Consider the following 20287-nt stretch of genomic DNA (forward strand, 5'->3'; position numbering starts at 1 on the left):
AGGCCGGCCAAGCCGGATCTGGGTGGAAGTCCCGATACCGTCGTCACGTCGATCTGGCATAACGGAAATCCCGACGTCCGCCGGACCCGCCATGCTGATCTACGACCGCCGCCGCTGTCGCCCGCTGCCCGGCCCGGAGGTGCGCCGCCGGCTTGCCCTCTCGCAGCGCGCCAAGCTGAGCCACCTGGAGCAGGGCGGCTGGCGACTGCTGTTCGTGCGCAACGAGCCGGCCACGGCCTATGTGCAGCATGCCGAGCACGGGCACGCGATCGTGACGCGCGATGCGCGGCTGGTGATGGCGCGCAGCCTGCGCACGCGCCACGACGATGCCACGGCCATGGTCGTGGCCGCCGTCGAGTCTGTCCGGGCGTCAGCCGCGCCTGTCGACGCCGCAGCGGCGTCGCAAGCCGCCTGAGCACCGCAATCCCGCCTGACGGGCCCGTGAGCGAGCGACCCGTGCTCGATCGCGTCCATGCGCTCGTCTATGCGAGCCGCGCGACGACCGAACTCACCGACGCCGAACTCGACCTCGTACTCATCCGCTCGCGCACGCTCAACGCGCTGCGCGGCATCACCGGCGCGCTGCTGAAATCGGGCGACCGCATCGTCCAGTACCTCGAAGGCGAGGCCTCCGCGGTCGAGCGCACGTTCGAACGCATCCGGGCCTCGCGCCTGCACGTGGACGTGGCCGTGATCGCGCAGGCCGACGGCGTGCCACGGCAGTTCGATACCTGGCACATGGGCTTCCGCGATTTCCAGCGCCGCCACCAGCGCGCGGCATCGAACGACGCATGGATCGACGCGCTCGCGCCCGGACGTGCAGCATCGACGGAGAACGCAGCGCTCGCGCGCCTGCTCCGCGAATGGGACGACTTCTTCGGACCCGGCCGCAGCGGATGACCCGCGCGGCCCGGCGCGGGCCTCAGGCGCCGCTGGCCCAGCCGTACGCGATCGCGAGCAGGACGATCACGCCGAGCACGATCCAAACGTAATGGATCTTCTTGCTGCCGATGCCGATGTGCGCCATGACCGTCTCCGGGGGATCGAAGGCCCAAGGCTAGGCCCGAGGCGGTCGGAACGTGGTGAATCCGACGCTGTAACGCATCCGCGACCCATCGCTCGCCGGCGGCTAACGCATGCGGTGCGAGCCTCGATTCACGCCGTGGTGTTCGCGGCGGGAGCATCGAGATGAGCACGCATACGTCCCCCGACACGACCCGCGGCGTCCCCAGCGGCAACCGCGAGAACATGACCGGCCCCGACGAGGGCCGCAGCCCGGAGAACCGGCTGCACGACGCGAGCCTCGCCGACCGCGGCGAGTTCATCGAGGACCATCAGCGCGACCGCGACAGCAACGGCCTCGCCGGTGGGCAGGACGATTCGCTCGCGCGTCGTCGCGGCGGCGACAGCGATCGGTACGGGGTTTCCCGCGGCGACTGAGTCGCTGCATGCGCGTCTGCAGCCGTGGCATGTAACGGGCTCAGCCAAGCGTCTCAACCATCGGCACAGGCCGGGTACAGGCGCGGTCCCTAGACTGCGCGCATGTTTCGCGCCTTCACTTTCGTCATCCTCCTGCTGCTCGCGCCGTCCGTGGCGGCGCGCACGGTGTACCGGTGCGTACGCGACGGCACGGTCAGCCTGGCGACGGCGCCGGAGCCCGGTTCGCGCTGCGAGGCCAAGACCGTCGCCGACGACGCGGTGAAGGTGCCGAACCTGTGGGGCGCGCTCGGCGTGGTCAGCGGCACGCTCTACGAGCGCGAGCAGGATGGCCGCACCGTCTACAGCACGCGCAACCTGCCGGGCTCGAAGAAGGTGCTCGCCTTTACTGTCGAAACGCCCAAGGGCGAGCCCGCGCACATGGGCCTGGGCAAGGTCGGTGCGCCGCGGATCGACCGTTTCGCCGCCCAGTTCAAGGCCGCGGCCAAGCGTACGGGCGTGGATGAGGCCTGGCTACGCGCGATCGCGCATGCCGAGAGCGGCTTCGATCCTGCCGCCGTGTCGCCCAAGGGCGCGCTCGGGGTCATGCAGCTGATGCCCGAGACCGCGCGCGACTATGGCGTGCGCGATCCGCTGTCGGCCGCCGAGTCGATCGACGCGGGCGCGCGCCACCTCAAGCAGCTGATGAAGCGCTACCGTGGCGACCTGGTGCTCGTGGCCGCCGCCTACAACGCCGGCGCCGGCGTGGTCGCCCGCTACGGCGGCGTGCCGCCGTATCGCGAGACGCGGGCCTACATCGAGAAGGTGCAGGCGCTCTACGCACGCTATCGCGCGGCGCTCGGCAAGCGTCCCGTCACCGCCGACGGCCGCGAGATCCTCACGGCCGCGAAGTAGCGCCACCGGGCGCGGCGTCGCAGTTGATGGGCGTGGTATGGGCTCGCGGAGCCGGTTACGCGCCGCGCCGTCCCATGGCGATACTGCATCGATGCCGATGCCCGAAGCCCTCGCCGTGCGTCTCGCCGACATTCCGCTGCCGGCCCTGCTCGCGGTCGCCGCCGTGCTGGTGCTGCAGCGGGTGGTCGCGCGTGCCGGGATGTGGGCCTATGCGCTGTTCGCGCTGCCCGGGACCGCGGCGCACGAGCTCGCGCACTACGCGGTCGCGTTCGTACTCGGTGCCCGTCCGCAGCGGCCGCGCCTGTGGCCGGAGCCGACTGCACACGGCTGGCGGCTCGGCGCCGTCGCCTTCGTGCCGCGCTGGTGGCGCACCGGCGCAATCGCCCTCGCCCCGCTGCTGTTGCTGCCCGCGTCGATCGCTTGGCTGGCCGCCTTTGCGCCGGGTGCGGACGGCGCCCTGCTCGCGCTCCATGCCTGGGTCGCGGGGACGCTTCTCAATGCGAGCCTGCCATCGCGCGCCGACCTTCGCCTCGCGGCGCCTACGCTGGGCGTGCTCGCGCTCGCCGCAGGCGGCGCGCTGCTGGTCCACGCGGCGCGCTGAGCGCGCAGCCCCGCGCGGGCGTGCGCCGCGTCGCGATCCACCGCGCTTGCCCTGTCGCTCGTCACACGGGCCGGCGATACTCGACGCGCACCCGGCCCAGCGAGCCTTCCGTGAGCGGCAGCGAGAATCCCCTCGAGGACATCCTCAACAACGCCACCGCGGCGTTGTTCATCCTCGATGCCGCGCACCGGTGCACCTACATGAACCCCGCGGCTGAAGCCCTCACCGGCTATCGCATGGACGAGATGCGCGGGCGACTGCTGCACGACGTCGTCCACCACGTGCGCCCCGACGGAACGCCGTTCCCGATGGAGGCCTGCCCGATCGGCGAGGCCGTGCTCGCGCAGCGCGGCACGCAGGGCGAAGAGGTGTTCGTCCATCGCGACGGCCGCTTCTACGACGTCTGGTTCGCCGCGAGTGTGATCCGCGACGGTGACGACGTGGTCGGCACCGTGCTCGAGGTGCACGACATCAGCGAGCGCAAGCGCCAGGACGCGCACCGTGCGCTTCTCACCGAGCTGTCCGATGACCTGGCGCGCGGCGAGGCGCTCGACGCGGTGTTCGCGAAGGTCGCCGAGCGGCTCACGCGCCTGCTGGGCGTGGCGAGCTGCGAGTTCAGCGAGATCGACGAGGCTGCGGGCGTGCTCGACATCGCCACCGGCTGGCGCGGCGAGGGGCGCGCGTTGCACGGTCGCCATCGGCTCGATGCGATCTTCTTCGGCGACTTCCCCGCGGACCTCCGGCGCGGCGAGCCGGTCGCGGTCGAGGACACCGCGCGCGACCAGCGCGTCGACGCCGCGTCGTATGCCGGCCTGGGCATCCACGCGTTCGTCATCGTGCCCTTCCTGCGCGACGGCGCCTGGCGGTTCTCGGTGTCGGTGACGCAGGCCGCGCCGCGCACGTGGCGCGAGGACGAGGTGCGCCTGCTGCGCGGCGTCGCCGCGCGCGTGTTCCCGCACATCGACCGCCGCCGCAACGAGGCCGCACTGCGCGAGAGCGAGGAACGCTTCCGCCTGATGGCCGATGCGGTCCCGCACCTGGTGTGGATCACACGCAACGACGGCACGGTCGAGTTCCTCAATCGCCGCTGGACGGACTACACCGGCCTCGCGCTCGATGCCGCCGGCGACGGGCCGGCGGTGGCCGAGTGGATCCACCCGGACGACATCCCGACCACCGTCGCCGCCTTCGAGAACGCACGCGCCACGGGCCGCGCGCTGTCGATCGAGCACCGCATGCGATCGACCGACGGCACCTATCGCTGGTTCCTCGTGCGCGGCGAGCCGTACCGGGATCCGACAAGCGGCGAGGTCGTGCGCTGGTTCGGCACGTCGGTCGACATCCATGACGTCAAGACGGCGCAGGAAGCGCTCGCAGACGCCGACCGCCGCAAGGACGAGTTCCTCGCGATGCTCGCGCACGAGCTGCGCAATCCGCTCGCCCCGATCGGCACGTCGGCGCACCTGCTCGACCGCGTCGCCGACGAGCCGGCGCGCGTTCGCGAGATCGCGCGGATCATCGCGCGGCAGGCCGGGCACATGCGCGACCTGGTCGACGACCTGCTGGACGTCTCGCGCGTCACGCGCGGGCTCATCACGCTGCGCAAGGAACCGCTCGACGCCGCGGCGATCGTCGCCGGCGCGGTCGAGCAGTCGCGCGCGGACCTCGATGCGCGCAGGCACCGGCTCGCCGTGCGCCTGCCGGATCGGCCCGCGCGGCTGTGCGGCGACCGCACGCGCCTGATCCAGGTGGTCGCGAACCTGCTCAACAATGCCGCGAAGTATTCGCCGGACGGCTCACGCATCGACGTCGACGTCGAATGCGGCGACGGCCTCGTGCGCATCGCCGTGGCGGACGACGGCCAGGGCATCGAGCCGGCGCTGCTGCCGCATGTCTTCGAGCTGTTCTCGCAGGGCCGGCGCAGCCCCGATCGCGCACACGGCGGGCTCGGGCTCGGGCTCGCACTGGTGCACCACCTCGTGCAGTCGCACGGCGGCACGGTGGCGGCCTACAGCGACGGCCCGGGCCGCGGCAGCCGCTTCGTCGTGGAGCTGCCGGAGGCGGACGTCGCGCTCCCGTTGCCGGCGCCGCCCGAGGCGCCGGCCGCGGCGCGGCGACGTCGCGTTACGATCGTCGACGACAACATCGACGCCGCGGAGGCGCTCGGCATGGTGCTCGACCTGCACGGCCACGACGTGCGGGTGCATCGCGATGCGCGTGCCGCCCTCGACGCCGCCCTGCACGACCCGTCGGACATCTACCTGCTCGACATCGGCCTGCCGGGCATCGACGGCTACACCCTCGCGCGCACGCTGCGCGCCGGCCCGGCGCCGGGTTCGCTCTATGTGGCGATCACCGGCTACGGCAGCGCCACCGACCGCGCCGAATCCCGCGCGGCGGGCTTCGACCACCATCTGGTCAAGCCGGTCGACGTCGAGGCGCTGCTCGCGATCGTCGGGGGCGGCTGACGCCAGACACGAAAAGGCCCCGCCGGAGCGGGGCCTTCGCGCTGCGGCATCAGCGGCCGAAGATCTGCGTGATCAGGCCGGTCGCCGCCTGCACAAGATAGAAGCGGCGCGCATCTTCGTAGGGCTGTACCCAGACCATCCCGCGCGGTGGCGGGGCGAGGTCGTACACGCGGTAGTCCTCGACGTAATAGCGGGGGACGAGGTACGTCGTGGGCAGGCGCTCGCCGCGGGCCCAGGCACGCTTCTGGTGGCCGAGGTGCAGGCCGTTGTCGTGGCGGCCGTGCACCACCGGCACCTGGCCGCGCACCACGCGCACCGGCACGTGCACGACGTGCTCGGCATGCGCCTTGCCCTTGTGGCCGTGGCCCTTGCCCTTGCCGTGGTCATTGCCGTTCTTCGCGGCCACGGGGCCGGCGAGCGCGAGGGCAGCGATGGCGGTCGCGATCATCAGTCGTTTCATGGCGGGGTCCTCCTCGGTGACGACACGACCCTAGCCGAGCCGCGCTGAATGCGCGACGACCCCGAGCGTGAACGTCGTCGCGCATTCAGCGCGGTCGGCGCGGCGTCGTCGCGGTGTCGCCATCGTGTGAGCATCGTGCCCTTCACGCCCTGCCGCTCGACCGCTTCGACAATCGCGCGATGCCTCCCAACGCCTCATCGTCCGCCCGCGCGGCCCTCCCCCTGCGCGAGCGCCTGGATGCGCTGCGCAACCTGCGCCCGTTCCTCGTGCAGATCTGGCGCACCAGCCCCTCGCTGGCGCTGGCGAGCCTCGCCCTGCGCCTCTTGCAGGCGCTGCTGCCTGTCGCGCTTCTGTACATCGGCAAGCTGATTATCGACGAGGCGGTGCGCCTGCTCGGCGTCGGCATCGGCGACGACCTGCGGGGCGCCTGGGCCAGCGGCCAGCTCGACACGATCGCGATGCTGCTCGCGCTCGAGCTCGGCATTGCGGTGGCGGCCGACCTGCTCGCGCGCCTCGCGAACTATTCGGACACACTGCTCTCCGAGCTCTTCACCAACGCGACCAGCGTGCGGCTGATGGAGCATGCCGCGACGCTGGACCTCGAGGATTTCGAGGACCCCGACCTGCAGGACCGCCTCGACCGCGCGCGGCGGCAGACAATGGGCCGCATGAACCTGCTCGGCCAGCTGTTCGGCCAGTTGCAGGACGCGATCACCGTGGTGAGCTTCGCGGTCGGCCTGCTCGCCTACGCGCCGGGCCTCATTCTCCTGCTCGCGGTCGCGCTGGTCCCCGCGTTCGTCGGCGAGTCGCACTTCAACGCGCTCGGCTATTCGCTCAACTTCCAGTGGACGCCCGAGCGACGGCAGCTGGAGTACCTGCGCCAGACCGGCGCGAGCGCGGACACGGCGAAGGAAGTGAAGATCTTCGGCCTGCACCGCTTCCTGATCGACCGCTTCCGCGCACTCGCCGACCGCTTCTTCCTCGCGAGCCGTGCGCTCGCCCGGCGCCGCGCGCTGTGGGGCACGCTGTTCGCCGCGCTCGGCACGCTCGGCTATTACGTCGCGTACGCCTACATCGTCTGGCGCACCGTGCAGGGCGACTTCTCGATCGGCGACCTGACGTTCCTCGCCGGCAGCTTCCGCCGCCTGCGCCAGCTGCTCGAGGGCCTGCTGGTGGGCTTCTCGCAGGTCGCCGGCCAGGCGCTCTACCTCGACGACCTGTTCTCGTTCTTCGAGATCACGCCGGAGATCACGTCGCCGCCCGATGCGCGTGCGGTGCCGCGTCCGATCGAGCGCGGCTTCGTGTTCGAGAACGTCGGCTTCCGCTATCCCGATGCGGAGCGCTGGGCGCTGCGCGGGCTCGACTTCGAGCTTCGTGCCGGCGAGGTGCTCGCGCTGGTCGGCGAGAACGGCGCGGGCAAGACCACGCTCGTGAAGCTGCTCGCGCGCCTCTACGAGCCCGACGAAGGCCGCATCCTGCTCGACGGCCGCGACCTGCGCGACTTTGATCTCGACGACCTGCGCGGCAACATCGGCGTGATCTTCCAGGACTTCGTGCGCTACCACCTCACCGCGCGCGAGAACATCGGCGTCGGCCGGCTGGAGGCGATGGGCGACGACGCGCGCATCCGCGAGGCCGCGCGCCGTTCGCTCGCCGACGAAGTGATCGAGGCCCTGCCTGCGGGCTACGACCAGGTGATCGGCCGGCGCTTCAACACCGGCGTCGACCTCTCCGGTGGGCAATGGCAGAAGATCGCCATCGCGCGCGCCTACATGCGCGACGCGCAGGTGATGATCCTCGACGAGCCCACCGCCGCGCTCGACGCGCGCGCGGAATTCGAGGTCTTCCAGCGCTTCAAGGAGCTCGGGGCGGGGCGCACCTCGGTGCTGATCTCCCACCGCTTCTCGAGCGTGCGCATGGCCGACCGCATCCTCGTGCTCGGCGGTGGGCGGGTCGAGGCCTCGGGCACGCACGACGAGCTCATGGCACAGCGTGGGCGCTATGCGGAGCTGTTCGAGCTGCAGGCGGCGGGGTATCGCTGAGCCGGATACCGGCGGTCGACTGGCACAGTGCTGCACCGCGGGCATCGCTCGAGCTCGGCACACGGCGGTTGCGACCGTGGCGCCTCGACCCGATCCGCACGTCTCACACCTGCACGGACTTGCGCGGGTCCCGGCGCCCCGGCCGGCCCGCTGCGCGCCTGCGCCTCGGCAGCGGCCCGCGCCACGTCGCTGCGGGCGCGCACGGCGCGGCCTGAACGTCCGCGAGCCGTTGGCTCCGGGCGCAGGCGCGGCCGGAGCATGTGCGGGATAATTCGGGTCCCGGGCGTCGTGCCCGGCCCACCCGATTCCGCGCCCGGCGGAGCCGGTGCCCGCGAATCGGCGTGCACCGGCAGCGCCGGACGCCGCCGCGAGCGCCCGCCCCGATGAACACCGCCCACCGCAAGCCCCTGCCCGGCACCGCCCTCGACTGGTTCGACGCCCGCGAGGCCGTCGATGCGATCCGCCCCGGCGCGTGGGCCGGGCTGCCGTACACGTCGCGCGTGCATGCCGAGAACATCGTGCGTCGCGCCGAGCCGCACTGCATCGGCGACTACCTGCGCCAGCTCGTCGAGCGTCGCCGCGACCTCGACTTCCCGTGGTTCCCGGCACGCGTGGTCTGCCACGACATCCTCGGCCAGACCGCGCTGGTCGACCTCGCCGGCCTGCGCGATGCGATCGCCGAGCGCGGCGGCGACCCGGCCCAGATCAATCCGGTGGTGCCGACGCAGCTGATCGTCGACCACTCGCTCGCCGTCGAATGCGGCGGCTTCGATCCCGATGCCTTCGCCAAGAATCGCGCGATCGAGGATCGCCGCAACGAGGACCGCTTCCACTTCATCGAGTGGACGAAGAAGGCGTTCCACAACGTCGACGTGATCCCGCCGGGCAACGGGATCATGCATCAGATCAACCTGGAGAAGATGAGCCCGGTGATCCATGCGCAGGACGGCGTGGCTTTCCCGGACACCTGCGTGGGCACCGACTCGCACACCCCGCACGTCGACGCGCTCGGCGTGATCGCGATCGGCGTCGGCGGCCTCGAGGCCGAGAGCGTGATGCTCGGGCGCGCCTCGTGGATGCGCCTGCCGGAGATCGTCGGCGTCGAGCTCACTGGCCGGCCGCAGGAGGGCATCACCGCGACCGACATCGTGCTCGCGCTCACCGAGTTCCTGCGCCAGTCGAAGGTGGTGGGCAGCTACCTCGAGTTCCGTGGCGAGGGCGCACGTGCGCTCACCCTGGGCGACCGCGCGACGATCTCCAACATGGCGCCCGAGTACGGCGCGACCGCCGCGATGTTCTACATCGATGCGAACACGCTCGAGTACCTGCGCTTGACCGGCCGCGAGGAAGCGCAGATCGCGCTGGTGGAGACGTATGCGAAGGCCGCCGGCCTGTGGGCCGATGCGCTGGTCGACGCCGAGTACGAGCGCACGCTCACGTTCGACCTGTCCAGCGTGGTGCGCAACATGGCCGGCCCGTCGAATCCGCACCGGCGCCTGCCCACGAGCGCGCTCGCCGAGCGCGGCATCGCGCAGCCGCTCGACACCGCCCGCGCGCAGGAAGCCGCCGGCCTGATGCCGGACGGCGCGGTGATCATCGCCGCGATCACCAGCTGCACGAACACGTCGAACCCGCGCAACGTGATCGCCGCCGGCCTGCTCGCCCAGCGTGCGGTCGAGCTCGGCCTCGTGCGCAAGCCGTGGGTGAAGACCTCGCTCGCACCGGGCTCGAAGGCGGTCGAGCTGTACCTGCAGGCCTCGGGCCTGCTCGCGCCGCTGGAAGCGCTCGGCTTCGGCATCGTCGGCTTCGCCTGCACTACCTGCAACGGCATGTCCGGCGCGCTCGACCCGGCGGTCCAGCAGGAGGTCATCGAACGCGACCTCTACGCCACCGCCGTGCTGAGCGGCAACCGCAACTTCGACGGCCGCATCCATCCCTACGCCAAGCAGGCCTTCCTCGCCTCTCCGCCACTGGTGGTCGCTTACGCGATCGCCGGCACGATCCGTTTCGACATCGAGAAGGACACGCTCGGCTTCGATGCCGACGGCAATGCGATCACGCTGCGCGACCTGTGGCCCACCGACGAGGCGATCGACGAGATCGTGCGCGAGCACGTGAAGCCGGAGCAGTTCCGCCGCGTCTACGGGCCGATGTTCAACGTGCGCGTGGAGCACGGCGAGCCGGTGAGCCCGCTCTACGACTGGCGCCCGCAGTCGACGTACATCCGCCGCCCGCCGTACTGGGAGGGCGCGCTCGCCGGCGAGCGGCGGCTTGCCGGCATGCGCCCGCTCGCGGTGCTCGGCGACAACATCACCACCGATCACCTCTCGCCGTCGAACGCGATCCTGCTCAACTCGGCGGCCGGCGAGTACCTCGCGAAGATGGGCGTGCCGGAGGAGGACTTCAATTCCTACGCCACGCACCGCGGCGACCACCTCACCGCGCAGCGCGCCACGTTCGCCAATCCGAAGCTGCTCAACGAGATGGTGCGTAACGACGATGGCACGGTGCGACAGGGTTCGCTCGCCCGCATCGAGCCCGAAGGTACGGTTACGCGCATGTGGGAAGCGATCGAGACCTACATGGAGCGCCGCCAGCCGCTGATCATCATCGCCGGCGCCGACTACGGCCAGGGCAGCTCGCGCGACTGGGCGGCCAAGGGCGTGCGGCTCGCGGGCGTGGAGGCGATCGTCGCGGAAGGCTTCGAGCGCATCCACCGCACCAACCTGATCGGCATGGGCGTGCTGCCGCTGGAGTTCGAGGCGGGCACGAACCGCCTGACGCTCGGCATCGACGGCACGGAGGCGTTCGACGTCGTCGGCGAGCGCACGCCGCGTACGACGCTCACGCTGCGCATCCATCGCCGCAGCGGCGAGACGCTGGAGGTGCCCGTCACCTGCCGCCTCGACACCGCCGAGGAGGCTTCCATCTACGAGGCCGGCGGCGTGCTGCAGCGCTTCGCCAACGATTTCCTCGAGTCGGCCCAGGCCGCGGCCTGAGCCCCCGCGCGGTGTCGGTCCTCGGATCGACGCCGCGCCACCTTCGCGCGATGCTCGCGATCCGCCCACGGAGATCGTCCATGCCCGGCACCGTCCACCTGCACCGCGTCCTCCGCGCGCCCGCATCGCGCGTCTACCGCGCCTTCCTGGAGCCTGCCGCGCTGGTGCGCTGGATGGCGCCCTACGGCTTCACCGCCGAAGTGCATGCGATGGATGCACGCGTCGGCGGCGGCTACCGCATGTCGTTCACCAACTTCGGTACCGGCGCCTCGCATGCCTTCGGCGGGCGCTACGAGGAGCTCGTGCCGGATCGCCTGTTGCGCTACACCGACGCCTTCGAGACGCCGGAGCTGCCGGGCCAGATGCAGATGCGCGTCGAGCTGCGCGAGGTGACGGGCGGCACCGAGCTGCGCATCGAGCAGTCGGGCATCCCTGACGCGATCCCGGTGGACATGTGCGTGCTCGGCTGGCAGGAGTCGCTCGAGCAGCTCGCGCGACTCGTCGAGCCGAACATTCCCGACCAGTGAGCCCGGCGCCCAGGCGCCGCCTTCCGACCCGACCCCCGCGAGATCCATGAGCCCTCGTCCCCAGCTCCGTATTCCCGCCACCTACATGCGCGGCGGCACGTCGAAGGGCGTGTTCTTCCGCCTTGACGACCTGCCCGAAGTCGCACGCGTGCCCGGCGCCGCCCGCGATGCGCTGCTGATGCGCGTGATCGGCTCACCCGATCCCTACGGCAAGCACACCGACGGCATGGGCGGCGCGACGAGCAGCACGAGCAAGTGCGTGATCATCGCGAAGTCGGAGGTGCCGGGGCATGACGTCGACTACCTCTACGGGCAGGTCGCCATCGACAGCGCATTCGTCGACTGGAGCGGCAACTGCGGCAACCTCTCGTCGGCGGTCGGCCCGTTCGCGATCGCCAACGGGCTGATCGATCCCGCGCGCGTGCCGCGCGACGGGCTGTGCACCGTGCGCATCTGGCAGGCGAACATCGGCAAGACGATCATCGCGCACGTGCCGATGGCCGACGGCGAGGTCCAGGAGATCGGCGATTTCGAGCTCGACGGCGTGGCGTTCCCGGCCGCCGAGATCCAGCTCGAGTTTGTCGACCCCTCCGATGACGGCGACGGTGGCGCGATGTTCCCCACGGGCAACCTCGTCGACACCCTCGACGTGCCCGGCGTGGGTACGTTCGATGCCACGATGATTAATGCGGGCATCCCCACCATCTTCCTGCGCGCGGCCGATCTCGGCTTCGACGGCACCGAGCTGCAGGACGCGATCAACGGCGATCCCGCCCTGCTGCGGAAGTTCGAGGCGATCCGCGCGCACGGCGCGGTGCGCATGGGCCTGATCGCGGACGTCGCGCAGGCCGCCACGCGCCAGCACACGCCGAAAGTCGCCTTCGTGGCGCCGCCGAAGGCGCACGCCACGTCGAGCGGCAAGGCGCTCGGCGTGGCGGACGTCGACCTGCTCGTGCGTGCACTGTCGATGGGCAAGCTCCACCACGCGATGATGGGCACGGCCTCCGTCGCGATCGCGACCGCCGCCGCGGTGCCGGGCACGCTGGTCAGCGAGGCCGCCGGGGGCGGCGCGCGCAGCGTCGTGCGGTTCGGGCATGCGTCCGGCACGTTGCGCGTGGGCGCGGAGGTCGCGCAGGCGGACGGCCGCTGGAGCGTGACACGCGCGGTGATGAGCCGCAGCGCGCGCGTGCTGATGGAGGGACATGTCCGCGTGCCGGCCGACACGTTCGAGGGCGCCCCGCCGAACTAGCCTGCGAGGGCCTTCGTCGGCGCGGGCGGATGCACGATCGCGCCCCTCCCACGCTCGGTGGATGGGCGTCAGCGCCGCGTAAGCCCGTCGCGCGAGGAACGCCGAGCCCGCTGCGTTCGTCGTCCTTCGGGGTGTCGGGACGCGCCCAGGGCTCACCGCGTCCGGTTGGTGTAACTCGCGTTGCCGAGCCCCGTGCCGATCGTGAGCACGCCCCAACGGCGTGTATCGCGCACGAGGTGCGCATCACCGAGGCCCTGCAGGACCGCGTCGTTGTGCAGCAGCAGCTGCGGCCGGCGTCCGCCGATCGCGTCGAGCATCGATTCGATCGCGCGTGGCAGGTGGAACGGCGGCGACCAGTCGCCGGGCAGGTTCTGCGTGCCGGCGGCGAGTCCCCCGTCGTCGGTGACCTCGCCGGGGCAGGCGATCCCCACCACCGGCGCCAGCCGGAGCCCGAGCGTGCGCGCCTCGGCGGCGAGGCCGTTGAGCATCGCGGCGATGCGCGTGACGAGCGTCTCGCGATCCGGCTCGTCGTCGCCGTGGCGCCATTGCATGCGATCGGTCACGCAGGCGCGCGAGCCGTCCGCCGCGCGCCGCATGCGGTGCTCGACGATGCCGCAGCGCACGTGCGTGCCGCCGATGTCGACCGCGAGGAACGCGTCCGAGCCGCGAAGCACCGTCGGCGGCATCGCGTGCACCCAGCCGACCAGCGCGCCTTCGTCGGCATCCTGGTCGAGCACCTGCAGGGCGACGGAGATGCGGCGCAACTTCAACAGACGCTCGGTGCGACGGATCGCGAACGCGCCCACGTCCTTGTCGGGAAAGCCGCCGCCGATCACGATCCGCTCCACGCCCTCCCATTCGGGCTGCGCGAGCAGGAAGCCGATCACGTCCGCGAACCCCTATGCATAGGCCTCGATCGCCAAGTGCACGAGGTGCGCGGCATCTGGATCGCCGCCGCGCAGCACGCGGTCGAGCGCGTCCTTGTTCGTCTTGGGCCCGCGCGCGGGGCCGAACGGATCCGGGCCGGTGCGCTCGCGGGTGCGGATGCGGTCGAGGATGCGGAAGAAGCCCGTCTCGCTGGCGCGGTCGCCGACGAACTCGCCTGCGGCGTCCCGCACGGCGAGGCCGTAGTGGTCGACGGTCACGCCATGCAGGCGGCGCCCGCCGTGGCGGCCGCGGTCGTCGCTCGATCGTTTGCTCGCGCGTGGGCTCACGGTCCACTCCGTCCGGGGGTGCCCGATCGTGGCGCCTGCCGCGTGAGCGACGGACGAAGGCACCTGCGACGCGGCGTCGCCGGCGCGTCGCGCGGCGCGGCGCGGCGCGGCGCGGCGCGGCGACGAGCGTGTCCGTGCTGCGCCCCGCGCGCGCACAGCCACCCAGACGCTACCGCCGAGTCTGCCGGAAGATAGGACTCCGGACGGCCATGCTCGGTCGCAGGCGTCCGCAGGGCGACCTTCGGATCGCCTCGCCCGCGAGTACGGCGCGACCGGCATGACACGGACGTGACATTCGCACCGGTATTGATCGGCGGTCGTCTCCAGCGGTGGACCAATGACCGGGCCCGCACTGTCGGGTGCAGCTCTGATGGCCGTGGCCTCCGCCGGGATGGCCGCCCTAGGGGCCCTTGCGTCCGGCCGGGGCGATCGCGTGCGGCGCGTGCGCGTGCTGCTGCGGCGCCTTTCGGGCCTGCGTGCGCGCGTCAAGCGGCTGCAGAAGATCGAGCGGATCGCCGGGGTCGGCGAGTACGTCTGGAATGCCGATACGGGCGCGCTGTGGTGGTCGCCGTGCTGCTACCGGATCTTCGGGCTCGACCCGGGCCGCGGGATCGACCTCGACCGCGTAGTCGGCGCGGTGCATCCCGAGGATCGCCGCGATGCGCTCGCCGCCACCGCCGCGGTGCTCGCCGGCGAGCACCGACCGGAGATGTCGATCCGCATCGTCCGCCCCGACGGCGGCATCCGCCGCATCGTCACCACCGGCGAGCTATCGGTCGAGCGCGGCGAGCGCCGCGTGCTCGGCTTCATGAAGGACGTCTCCGAGCTGGAGGCCGTGCGTCACCGCCTGCGCGAGGCCGAAGCGCAGTACCGCACGCTGTTCGACGACGCGCCGGTGCCGATGTGGATCTTCGACCGTGAGCTGCACGTCGTGCTCGCGGCCAACGCGGCGGCCGAGCAGCTGTTCGGCTTCCGCGCGGGAACGATGCGCGGGACGGCGGTCGGTGCGCTCGACTGCCGCGACGCTGCGGTCGCGCCACCGGTCGATTGGGGCGGATCGCGCGATCCCGGTGCCGTGTCCACCTGCGGGCGCCGCGACGGGAGCCTGCTGCGGCTCGCGCTGTCGATGCACGACATCGGCTTCGACGGCCGCGAGGCGCGGCTCGTCGTCGCCCAGGACGTGACGGAGCGGGAGCGCGTGGAGGCACGCTTCTCGATGATCGCGCGCGCCACGAGCGACGCCGTCTACGACTTCGACCTCGACACCGGCGTGATGTGGTGGAGCGATTCGTTCTACACGCTGTTCGGGCATGCACGCGGCAGCGTCGACCTCACGCACGCCGGCTGGAGCCTGCTGGTCCATCCCGAGGACCTCGAGCGCGTCACCGCGAGCATGGAGGACGCGCTCGCCTCGGGCGCACAGGAATGGCGCGAGACCTATCGGCTGCGCCGGAGCGACGGCCGCTATGCGCAGGTCAGCGAGCGCGGCCTGATCGCGCGCGGACCGCGCGGGCGCGCGATGCGGATGGTGGGCGGGCTGGTCGACGAGACCGAACGGCGCCGCCAGGAAGCGGACCTGCGGCTGCTGCGGCGCGCGGTCGAGTCGACCGACAACGGCGTGCTGATCGCCGACGCACGGCAGCCCGACCTGCCCGTGGTCTACGCGAATCCCGCCTTCGAGCGCATCACCGGCTACGCGCAGGGCGAGATCCTCGGGCGCAACTGCCGCGTGCTGCAGCGGGGCGACCGCGACCAGCCGGGTATCGATGCGATCCGCCATGCGCTGCGCGAGGCGCGCGACGTGCGCACGCTGCTTCGCAACTACCGCAAGGACGGCAGCGCTTTCTGGAACGAGATCTTCATCGCGCCGGTGCGCGACGAGCAGGGGCTGCTCACGCATTTCGTGGGCATCCTCCACGACGTCAGCGAGCGCCATCGCTACGAGGAGCAGCTCGCGCACCGCGCCACGCACGACGAGCTCACCGGCCTGCCCAACCGCGTCCTGCTGGAGGACCGCCTGCAGCAGGCCCTGCACACGGCCGACCGCTACGGCACCGGCACCGCGGTGGTCTTCATCGACCTCGACGACTTCAAGATCGTCAACGACTCGCTCGGCCACGACGCCGGTGACCGGTTGCTCAAGGAAGTCGCGCAGCGACTGCTGGACGTGGTGCGCGAGACGGACACGGTGAGCCGCTTCGGCGGCGACGAGTTCGTCGCCGTCCTCAGCTCGCCGCAGCCCGGCGACCGGCCGACCGAGATCATCGACCGCATCATGGACGCGCTCGCGCGCCCGGTGGACCTCGGCGACGTGCAGCACATGGTCACCGCGAGCGTGGGCTACTGCTGCCATCCGGCCGACGGCACCGACGTGCAGACACTGCTGCGCCATGCGGACCTCGCGATGTACCAGGCGAAGGTCAGCGGCCGGAACCGGGCGGTCGCGTACCGCAACGAGTTCGACACGCAGGCCTCGCAGCGCCTGCTGCTGGTGAGCCACCTGCGCGAGGCGCTGGAGAAGGGCGAGTTCGTGGTCGTCTTCCAGCCCCAGTACGCGGCCGACGGACGCCCGCTCGCCGTCGAGGCGCTGGTCCGCTGGCGGCACCCCGTCCGCGGCATGCTGCCGCCGGCGGAATTCATCGGCGCCTGCGAGGACAGTGGCCTGATCGTCGAGCTCGGCCGCCGCGTGCTAGGCGAGGCCGCGCGCCACCACCGCCAACTGGTCGACGCCGGGCTGCCCGGCCTGCGCATCGCGGTGAACGTCTCGGCGGCGCAGTTCAACGACGACCTCTACCACGACGTCGAGCGCCTCGTGCGCGAGCTCGAACTGCCGCCGGGCGCGCTCGAGCTCGAGCTCACCGAGAGCGTGCTGATGGACTGCCCCGAGCGCGCGATCGCACTGATGCACCGGCTCGCCGGGCTCGGCGTGCGCTTCTCGATCGACGACTTCGGCACCGGCTACTCAAGCCTCGCCTACCTCAAGCGCTTTCCGATCGACCGCCTGAAGATCGATCGCTCGTTCGTGCAGGACCTCGAGGGCGATACGCAGGACGCGGCGATCTGCCGCACGATCATCGACCTCGCGCGTTCGCTCGGCATCGCGGCGGTCGCCGAAGGCGTGGAGACGCGCTGCCAGGCGCGCTGGCTGCGCGAGCACGGCTGCGGCGAGCTGCAGGGCTACCTGCTCGGTCGCCCGCAGCAGTTCGAGGCGCTGCTGCCTGCGCTGGTCGCGGCGCAGGACGCGCCCCGCGGCCCGGTGCGCGACTAGGCCCGCCGACGGCATGCGCCTGCGCGCCTGGGGCTGCATACCGTTCGCGCCTACACTGCCTGCGGCATGAACTGGCTCGCGCACCTCTACCTCGCCCGCCACGACGACGCGGCGATGCTCGGCGCGCTGCTCGGCGACTTCGCCTTCGGCCGCACGGGCCTCGATCGCTTCGGCGCGACCGAGCACGACGAGATCGTGCTGCACCGTCGCATCGACCGCTTCACCGACACGCATGCCGAGGTGACGGCGCTGCGCGCACGGTTCGCCGACGGTCGCCGGCGCTACGCGGGCATCGCGCTCGACGTCTACTTCGACCACCTGCTCGCGCGCGACTGGACGCGCTGGACAGCCGCCGACGGCAGGGGCGCGGTGTCGCTCGACGCATTCACCGCGCGCGCCTACGCACTGCTGCAGCGCCGCATCGACGAACTGCCGCCGCGGCTGCAGGCGATCGCGCCTGCCATGGCCGCGAACGACTGGCTCGGCGGCTACCGGCACCGCGCGAACGTCGACCGTGCGGTGACGCGCATCGCCACCCGCCTGTCGCGCAATGGCGATGCCCTGGTGGCCTGCCTGGACGACCTGCGCGGCATCGAACCGGACGCCGAAGCCGCCTTCGAGCGCTTCTTCCCTGCACTGATCGGGCACGTGGCGCGCCTGCGCTCCGCGGCCGGGGCCTGAGCTCAAGGAAGCGGCGGTGCGGCCGATGCCGTCGGCAGACGAGAACCCGGGAACCCGCATGCGTACACGATCGATCCTCCTCGCCGCCCTGCTCGCGACCGTCCTGCCCGCGCAGGCCGACGAGCCGCGCTTCGCGCTGGTCTGCATCGGCACCGTCACCGATTACCCGGTGAATTTCGACTTCCGCTGGGAAGGCGGCGACTGGGAGGCGACGAGCGTCGCGCCCGGCGGCTGGAAGCTGGCGACGTGGCCCTACACCGACGAGGACACCCGTGCACCGACACCGCAGGTACGCTACGACGACGACCTCGGCGACGACGTGCATCGCGTGGTGACCGACCTGTCGGTCTATGCGGCCGACACCGAGGACTGCGAGGGCGAAGGTGCCACCTACGACTTCCACGAGCGCGACGGCGAGCTGTTCATCGGCTCGGCGGACTGACGCGGCACGGCGCATCCCGGGTGCATCCGGCGCCTCGGATGCGCCGTAGAACCCTCCGCACCCCACTCGCGGAGACTCGCATGAAGCACGCACTGCTCTCGATCGCCCTGCTGTCCACCCTCGGCCTGGCCGCCTGCAGCCGCCCGGCCGACGAGGCCGCCACCGCCGACACCGCAGCCCCGGCCGATGCCGCGGCACCCGCCGCCGAGCCGATGCCCGACCCGGCCATGGCCCCGGCCGCCGACGCCGCTGCGCCGGGCACGAACCCGATGGTCGGCGGCGCGCCGATGTATGCCGACAAGGACATCGTCGACAACGCCGTCAATTCGAAGGACCACACCACGCTCGTCGCCGCCGTGAAGGCCGCGGGCCTGGTCGAGACGCTCAAGGGCCCGGGCCCGTTCACCGTCTTCGCACCGACCAATGCGGCGTTCGAGCAGCTCCCCGCCGGCGCGGTCGAGGGCCTGCTCAAGCCCGAGAAAAAGGCCGACCTGACTTCGGTGCTCACCTACCACGTCGTCGCCGGCAAGCTCGACAGTGCGGCGCTGCGCGAGCAGGTCACCGCGGGCGGCGGCAGCGCCACGCTCAAGACGGTTCAAGGCGCCACGCTCACCGCGAAGGACGACGGCGCCGGTGGCCTGGTGGTCGTCGATGCGAAGGGCGGCCAAGCGCGCGTGAGCACCGCCGACGTGATGCAGAAGAACGGCGTGATCCACGTCGTCGACCGCGTGCTCATGCCGTAAGCCGGCACGAGGCCGTTCGCGTTACGGGCCGGCGATTTCTTCGTCGGTCGCCGGCCCGCGGGGCGGAGGACGGTCCTCCGCCCCACCTCGCCTAGCGCGAGCCTGCGGCCTTCAGCACCACCGGCCGCAGCGCAACGCTGCGCTCGGCGTCCATGAGCTGCAGTTCGCCATCCTGGATCATCGCGGTCAGGCGCGCGCCGCGCCCGAGCAGCGGCTGCGCCGCTTCGAGCTGGGCAGGGTCCAGCTCGATCACGGTCAATGCGTTGAGGCGCGAGAGCGCCGCCGCATTCTTGTTCCACCACGTGCCCGTGGCCTGCCCGCCGTAGGCGATCACCACGATCTCCGCCGCGCGCCCGGCGGCACGCCGAAGGCGCGTCTCGTCGGGTTGCCCGAGCTCGATCCACTGCTCGATCGCGCCGGTGTAATCCCGACGCCAGAGCGCGGGCTCGTCCTCGTCGCCGAGCCCGCGGCCGAACTCCAGGCGCTCGTCGGCATGCAGCGCGAACGCGATCAGGCGCACAAGCAGGCGCAGGTCGGTCTCCGACGGATGCTGAGCGAGCGTGAGCGGATGCAGCGCGTAGTAGTGCCGGTCCATGTCGCTGACCTGCAGCTCGATCTTCACCACGGTGGATTTCGGGGACATCGTGGCGCCGGCGGATGGGAGGACGCGCATTCTAGGCGACGCGCCGTGCCGCGCTGCGCCGCCGGATCCCGTGGCGCCGTGGCCGGCGCCCGACGGATGAACGGCGACGGCGACCTCCCCGCTCCGCCGCTCACAGGTGCGCGATCCGCATCCCGCCCCAGCGTTCGGCGAGGTAGTCCGCCGCCAGCCGCCGATGGCAGCGGTCCGCCACGTGCTCGCTGCAGAGCAGGCAGCCGCCGTCGAACAGGTGCGGATCGAGGTGCGCGTGCACGCGGCGGGTGTCGATCAGGTCGAGATAGGCCGCCGCGTACGTGTCCCAATCGATGGCACGCTGGCGGTAGCGCGCGAGCAGCTCCGGCGTCGGCGCGAGGTCCGGCATGTCGACGTAGCCGATCCCGCCGAGCGCGTCGAGGAAATACGCGAGATCCGGCTGCTTGGCGAAGCCGGCGAGCTGCGAGCTCTTGTGCAGGCGCACGTCGACGACCCGCTGCACGCCGGCCTCGCGCAGGCGACCGAAGAAGTGCGCGGCGCTGCTGCGGGTGAAACCGATCGTGGCCAGTTGCATAACGCCTCCGTGGGTCGACCGTAGCGGCGCCGGCGTCGACGGGGTGTCGCACAA

19 protein-coding genes are annotated in these 20287 nt (G+C 71.7%); 14 read left to right on the forward strand and 5 right to left on the reverse strand.

Annotation, left to right across the window (positions count from 1 at the left end):
• Positions 1 to 91 precede the first annotated feature (91 nt).
• The 6 genes from ACYVJJ_RS04680 (at position 92) to ACYVJJ_RS04705 (ending at position 5400) form a co-directional block, all read left to right on the forward strand.
• The gene (locus ACYVJJ_RS04680; protein WP_460831511.1) at positions 92 to 415 is read left to right on the forward strand and encodes a hypothetical protein; all 324 of its coding nucleotides are present in this window, start codon (positions 92 to 94) and stop codon (positions 413 to 415) included.
• A 26-nt stretch (positions 416 to 441) separates the two neighbouring features.
• Entirely contained in the window at positions 442 to 900 is a 459-nt protein-coding gene (locus ACYVJJ_RS04685) for a BLUF domain-containing protein (protein ID WP_460831513.1), read from the forward strand.
• Positions 901 to 1188: 288 nt separating this feature from the next.
• The gene (locus tag ACYVJJ_RS04690; protein WP_460831514.1) at positions 1189 to 1440 is read left to right on the forward strand and encodes a hypothetical protein; all 252 of its coding nucleotides are present in this window, start codon (positions 1189 to 1191) and stop codon (positions 1438 to 1440) included.
• 102 nt (positions 1441 to 1542) lie between these two features.
• On the forward strand, positions 1543 to 2331 hold the full coding sequence (locus ACYVJJ_RS04695; protein WP_460831516.1) for a lytic transglycosylase domain-containing protein: 789 nt from the start codon (positions 1543 to 1545) through the stop codon (positions 2329 to 2331).
• A 91-nt stretch (positions 2332 to 2422) separates the two neighbouring features.
• Positions 2423 to 2932: a hypothetical protein gene (locus tag ACYVJJ_RS04700; protein WP_460831517.1), complete on the forward strand. Its 510-nt coding sequence runs from the start codon at positions 2423 to 2425 to the stop codon at positions 2930 to 2932.
• Between the two features lie 110 nt (positions 2933 to 3042).
• Complete coding sequence (locus ACYVJJ_RS04705; RefSeq protein WP_460831519.1) at positions 3043 to 5400, forward strand: hybrid sensor histidine kinase/response regulator; 2358 nt, start codon at positions 3043 to 3045, stop codon at positions 5398 to 5400.
• 49 nt (positions 5401 to 5449) lie between these two features.
• On the opposite strand, the gene ACYVJJ_RS04710 is transcribed toward ACYVJJ_RS04705, so the two are convergent.
• Positions 5450 to 5860, reverse strand: coding sequence for an RcnB family protein (locus tag ACYVJJ_RS04710; RefSeq protein WP_460831520.1), 411 nt, complete (start codon positions 5858 to 5860; stop codon positions 5450 to 5452).
• 179 nt (positions 5861 to 6039) lie between these two features.
• Between ACYVJJ_RS04710 and ACYVJJ_RS04715 the strand changes: the two genes are divergently transcribed.
• The 4 genes from ACYVJJ_RS04715 (at position 6040) to prpF (ending at position 12677) form a co-directional block, all read left to right on the forward strand.
• A complete protein-coding gene (locus ACYVJJ_RS04715) occupies positions 6040 to 7902 on the forward strand; it encodes an ABC transporter ATP-binding protein (RefSeq protein ID WP_460831522.1) in 1863 nt (620 codons plus the stop codon).
• Positions 7903 to 8285: 383 nt separating this feature from the next.
• Complete coding sequence (gene acnD / locus ACYVJJ_RS04720; protein ID WP_460831524.1) at positions 8286 to 10901, forward strand: Fe/S-dependent 2-methylisocitrate dehydratase AcnD; 2616 nt, start codon at positions 8286 to 8288, stop codon at positions 10899 to 10901.
• An 80-nt stretch (positions 10902 to 10981) separates the two neighbouring features.
• Positions 10982 to 11428 carry an SRPBCC family protein gene (locus tag ACYVJJ_RS04725; RefSeq protein ID WP_460831526.1) on the forward strand — a complete coding sequence of 149 codons (447 nt, stop codon included), beginning with the start codon at positions 10982 to 10984 and terminating at the stop codon, positions 11426 to 11428.
• Positions 11429 to 11474: 46 nt separating this feature from the next.
• Positions 11475 to 12677, forward strand: coding sequence for a 2-methylaconitate cis-trans isomerase PrpF (prpF, locus tag ACYVJJ_RS04730; protein ID WP_460831528.1), 1203 nt, complete (start codon positions 11475 to 11477; stop codon positions 12675 to 12677).
• Between the two features lie 152 nt (positions 12678 to 12829).
• Here the strand turns inward: prpF and ACYVJJ_RS04735 are convergent, their stop codons facing one another.
• Both ACYVJJ_RS04735 and ACYVJJ_RS04740 read right to left on the reverse strand, forming a co-directional pair.
• Positions 12830 to 13564, reverse strand: a complete 735-nt coding sequence (locus ACYVJJ_RS04735; RefSeq protein WP_460831530.1) for a hypothetical protein — start codon at positions 13562 to 13564, stop codon at positions 12830 to 12832.
• 12 nt (positions 13565 to 13576) lie between these two features.
• Positions 13577 to 13891 (reverse strand): hypothetical protein, encoded by a 315-nt coding sequence (locus ACYVJJ_RS04740; protein ID WP_460831531.1) that lies wholly within the window; start codon positions 13889 to 13891, stop codon positions 13577 to 13579.
• Positions 13892 to 14261: 370 nt separating this feature from the next.
• On the opposite strand from ACYVJJ_RS04740, the gene ACYVJJ_RS04745 reads away from it, so the two are divergent.
• The 4 genes from ACYVJJ_RS04745 (at position 14262) to ACYVJJ_RS04760 (ending at position 19025) form a co-directional block, all read left to right on the forward strand.
• Positions 14262 to 17159 carry a sensor domain-containing protein gene (locus tag ACYVJJ_RS04745; RefSeq protein WP_460831533.1) on the forward strand — a complete coding sequence of 966 codons (2898 nt, stop codon included), beginning with the start codon at positions 14262 to 14264 and terminating at the stop codon, positions 17157 to 17159.
• A gap of 66 nt (positions 17160 to 17225) precedes the next feature.
• Entirely contained in the window at positions 17226 to 17840 is a 615-nt protein-coding gene (locus tag ACYVJJ_RS04750) for an acyl carrier protein phosphodiesterase (RefSeq protein WP_460831534.1), read from the forward strand.
• 58 nt (positions 17841 to 17898) lie between these two features.
• Complete coding sequence (locus ACYVJJ_RS04755; RefSeq protein WP_460831536.1) at positions 17899 to 18282, forward strand: hypothetical protein; 384 nt, start codon at positions 17899 to 17901, stop codon at positions 18280 to 18282.
• 212 nt (positions 18283 to 18494) lie between these two features.
• Positions 18495 to 19025 (forward strand): fasciclin domain-containing protein, encoded by a 531-nt coding sequence (locus ACYVJJ_RS04760; protein WP_460831783.1) that lies wholly within the window; start codon positions 18495 to 18497, stop codon positions 19023 to 19025.
• Positions 19026 to 19116: 91 nt separating this feature from the next.
• Here the strand turns inward: ACYVJJ_RS04760 and ACYVJJ_RS04765 are convergent, their stop codons facing one another.
• Together ACYVJJ_RS04765 and ACYVJJ_RS04770 are read right to left on the reverse strand one after the other, a co-directional pair.
• Positions 19117 to 19668, reverse strand: coding sequence for a YaeQ family protein (locus ACYVJJ_RS04765; protein WP_460831537.1), 552 nt, complete (start codon positions 19666 to 19668; stop codon positions 19117 to 19119).
• Between the two features lie 130 nt (positions 19669 to 19798).
• A complete protein-coding gene (locus tag ACYVJJ_RS04770; protein WP_460831538.1) occupies positions 19799 to 20233 on the reverse strand; it encodes a DUF488 domain-containing protein in 435 nt (144 codons plus the stop codon).
• Between the last annotated feature and the right edge of the window lie 54 nt (positions 20234 to 20287).

The organism is Lysobacter humi (ex Lee et al. 2017), from assembly GCF_054781815.1.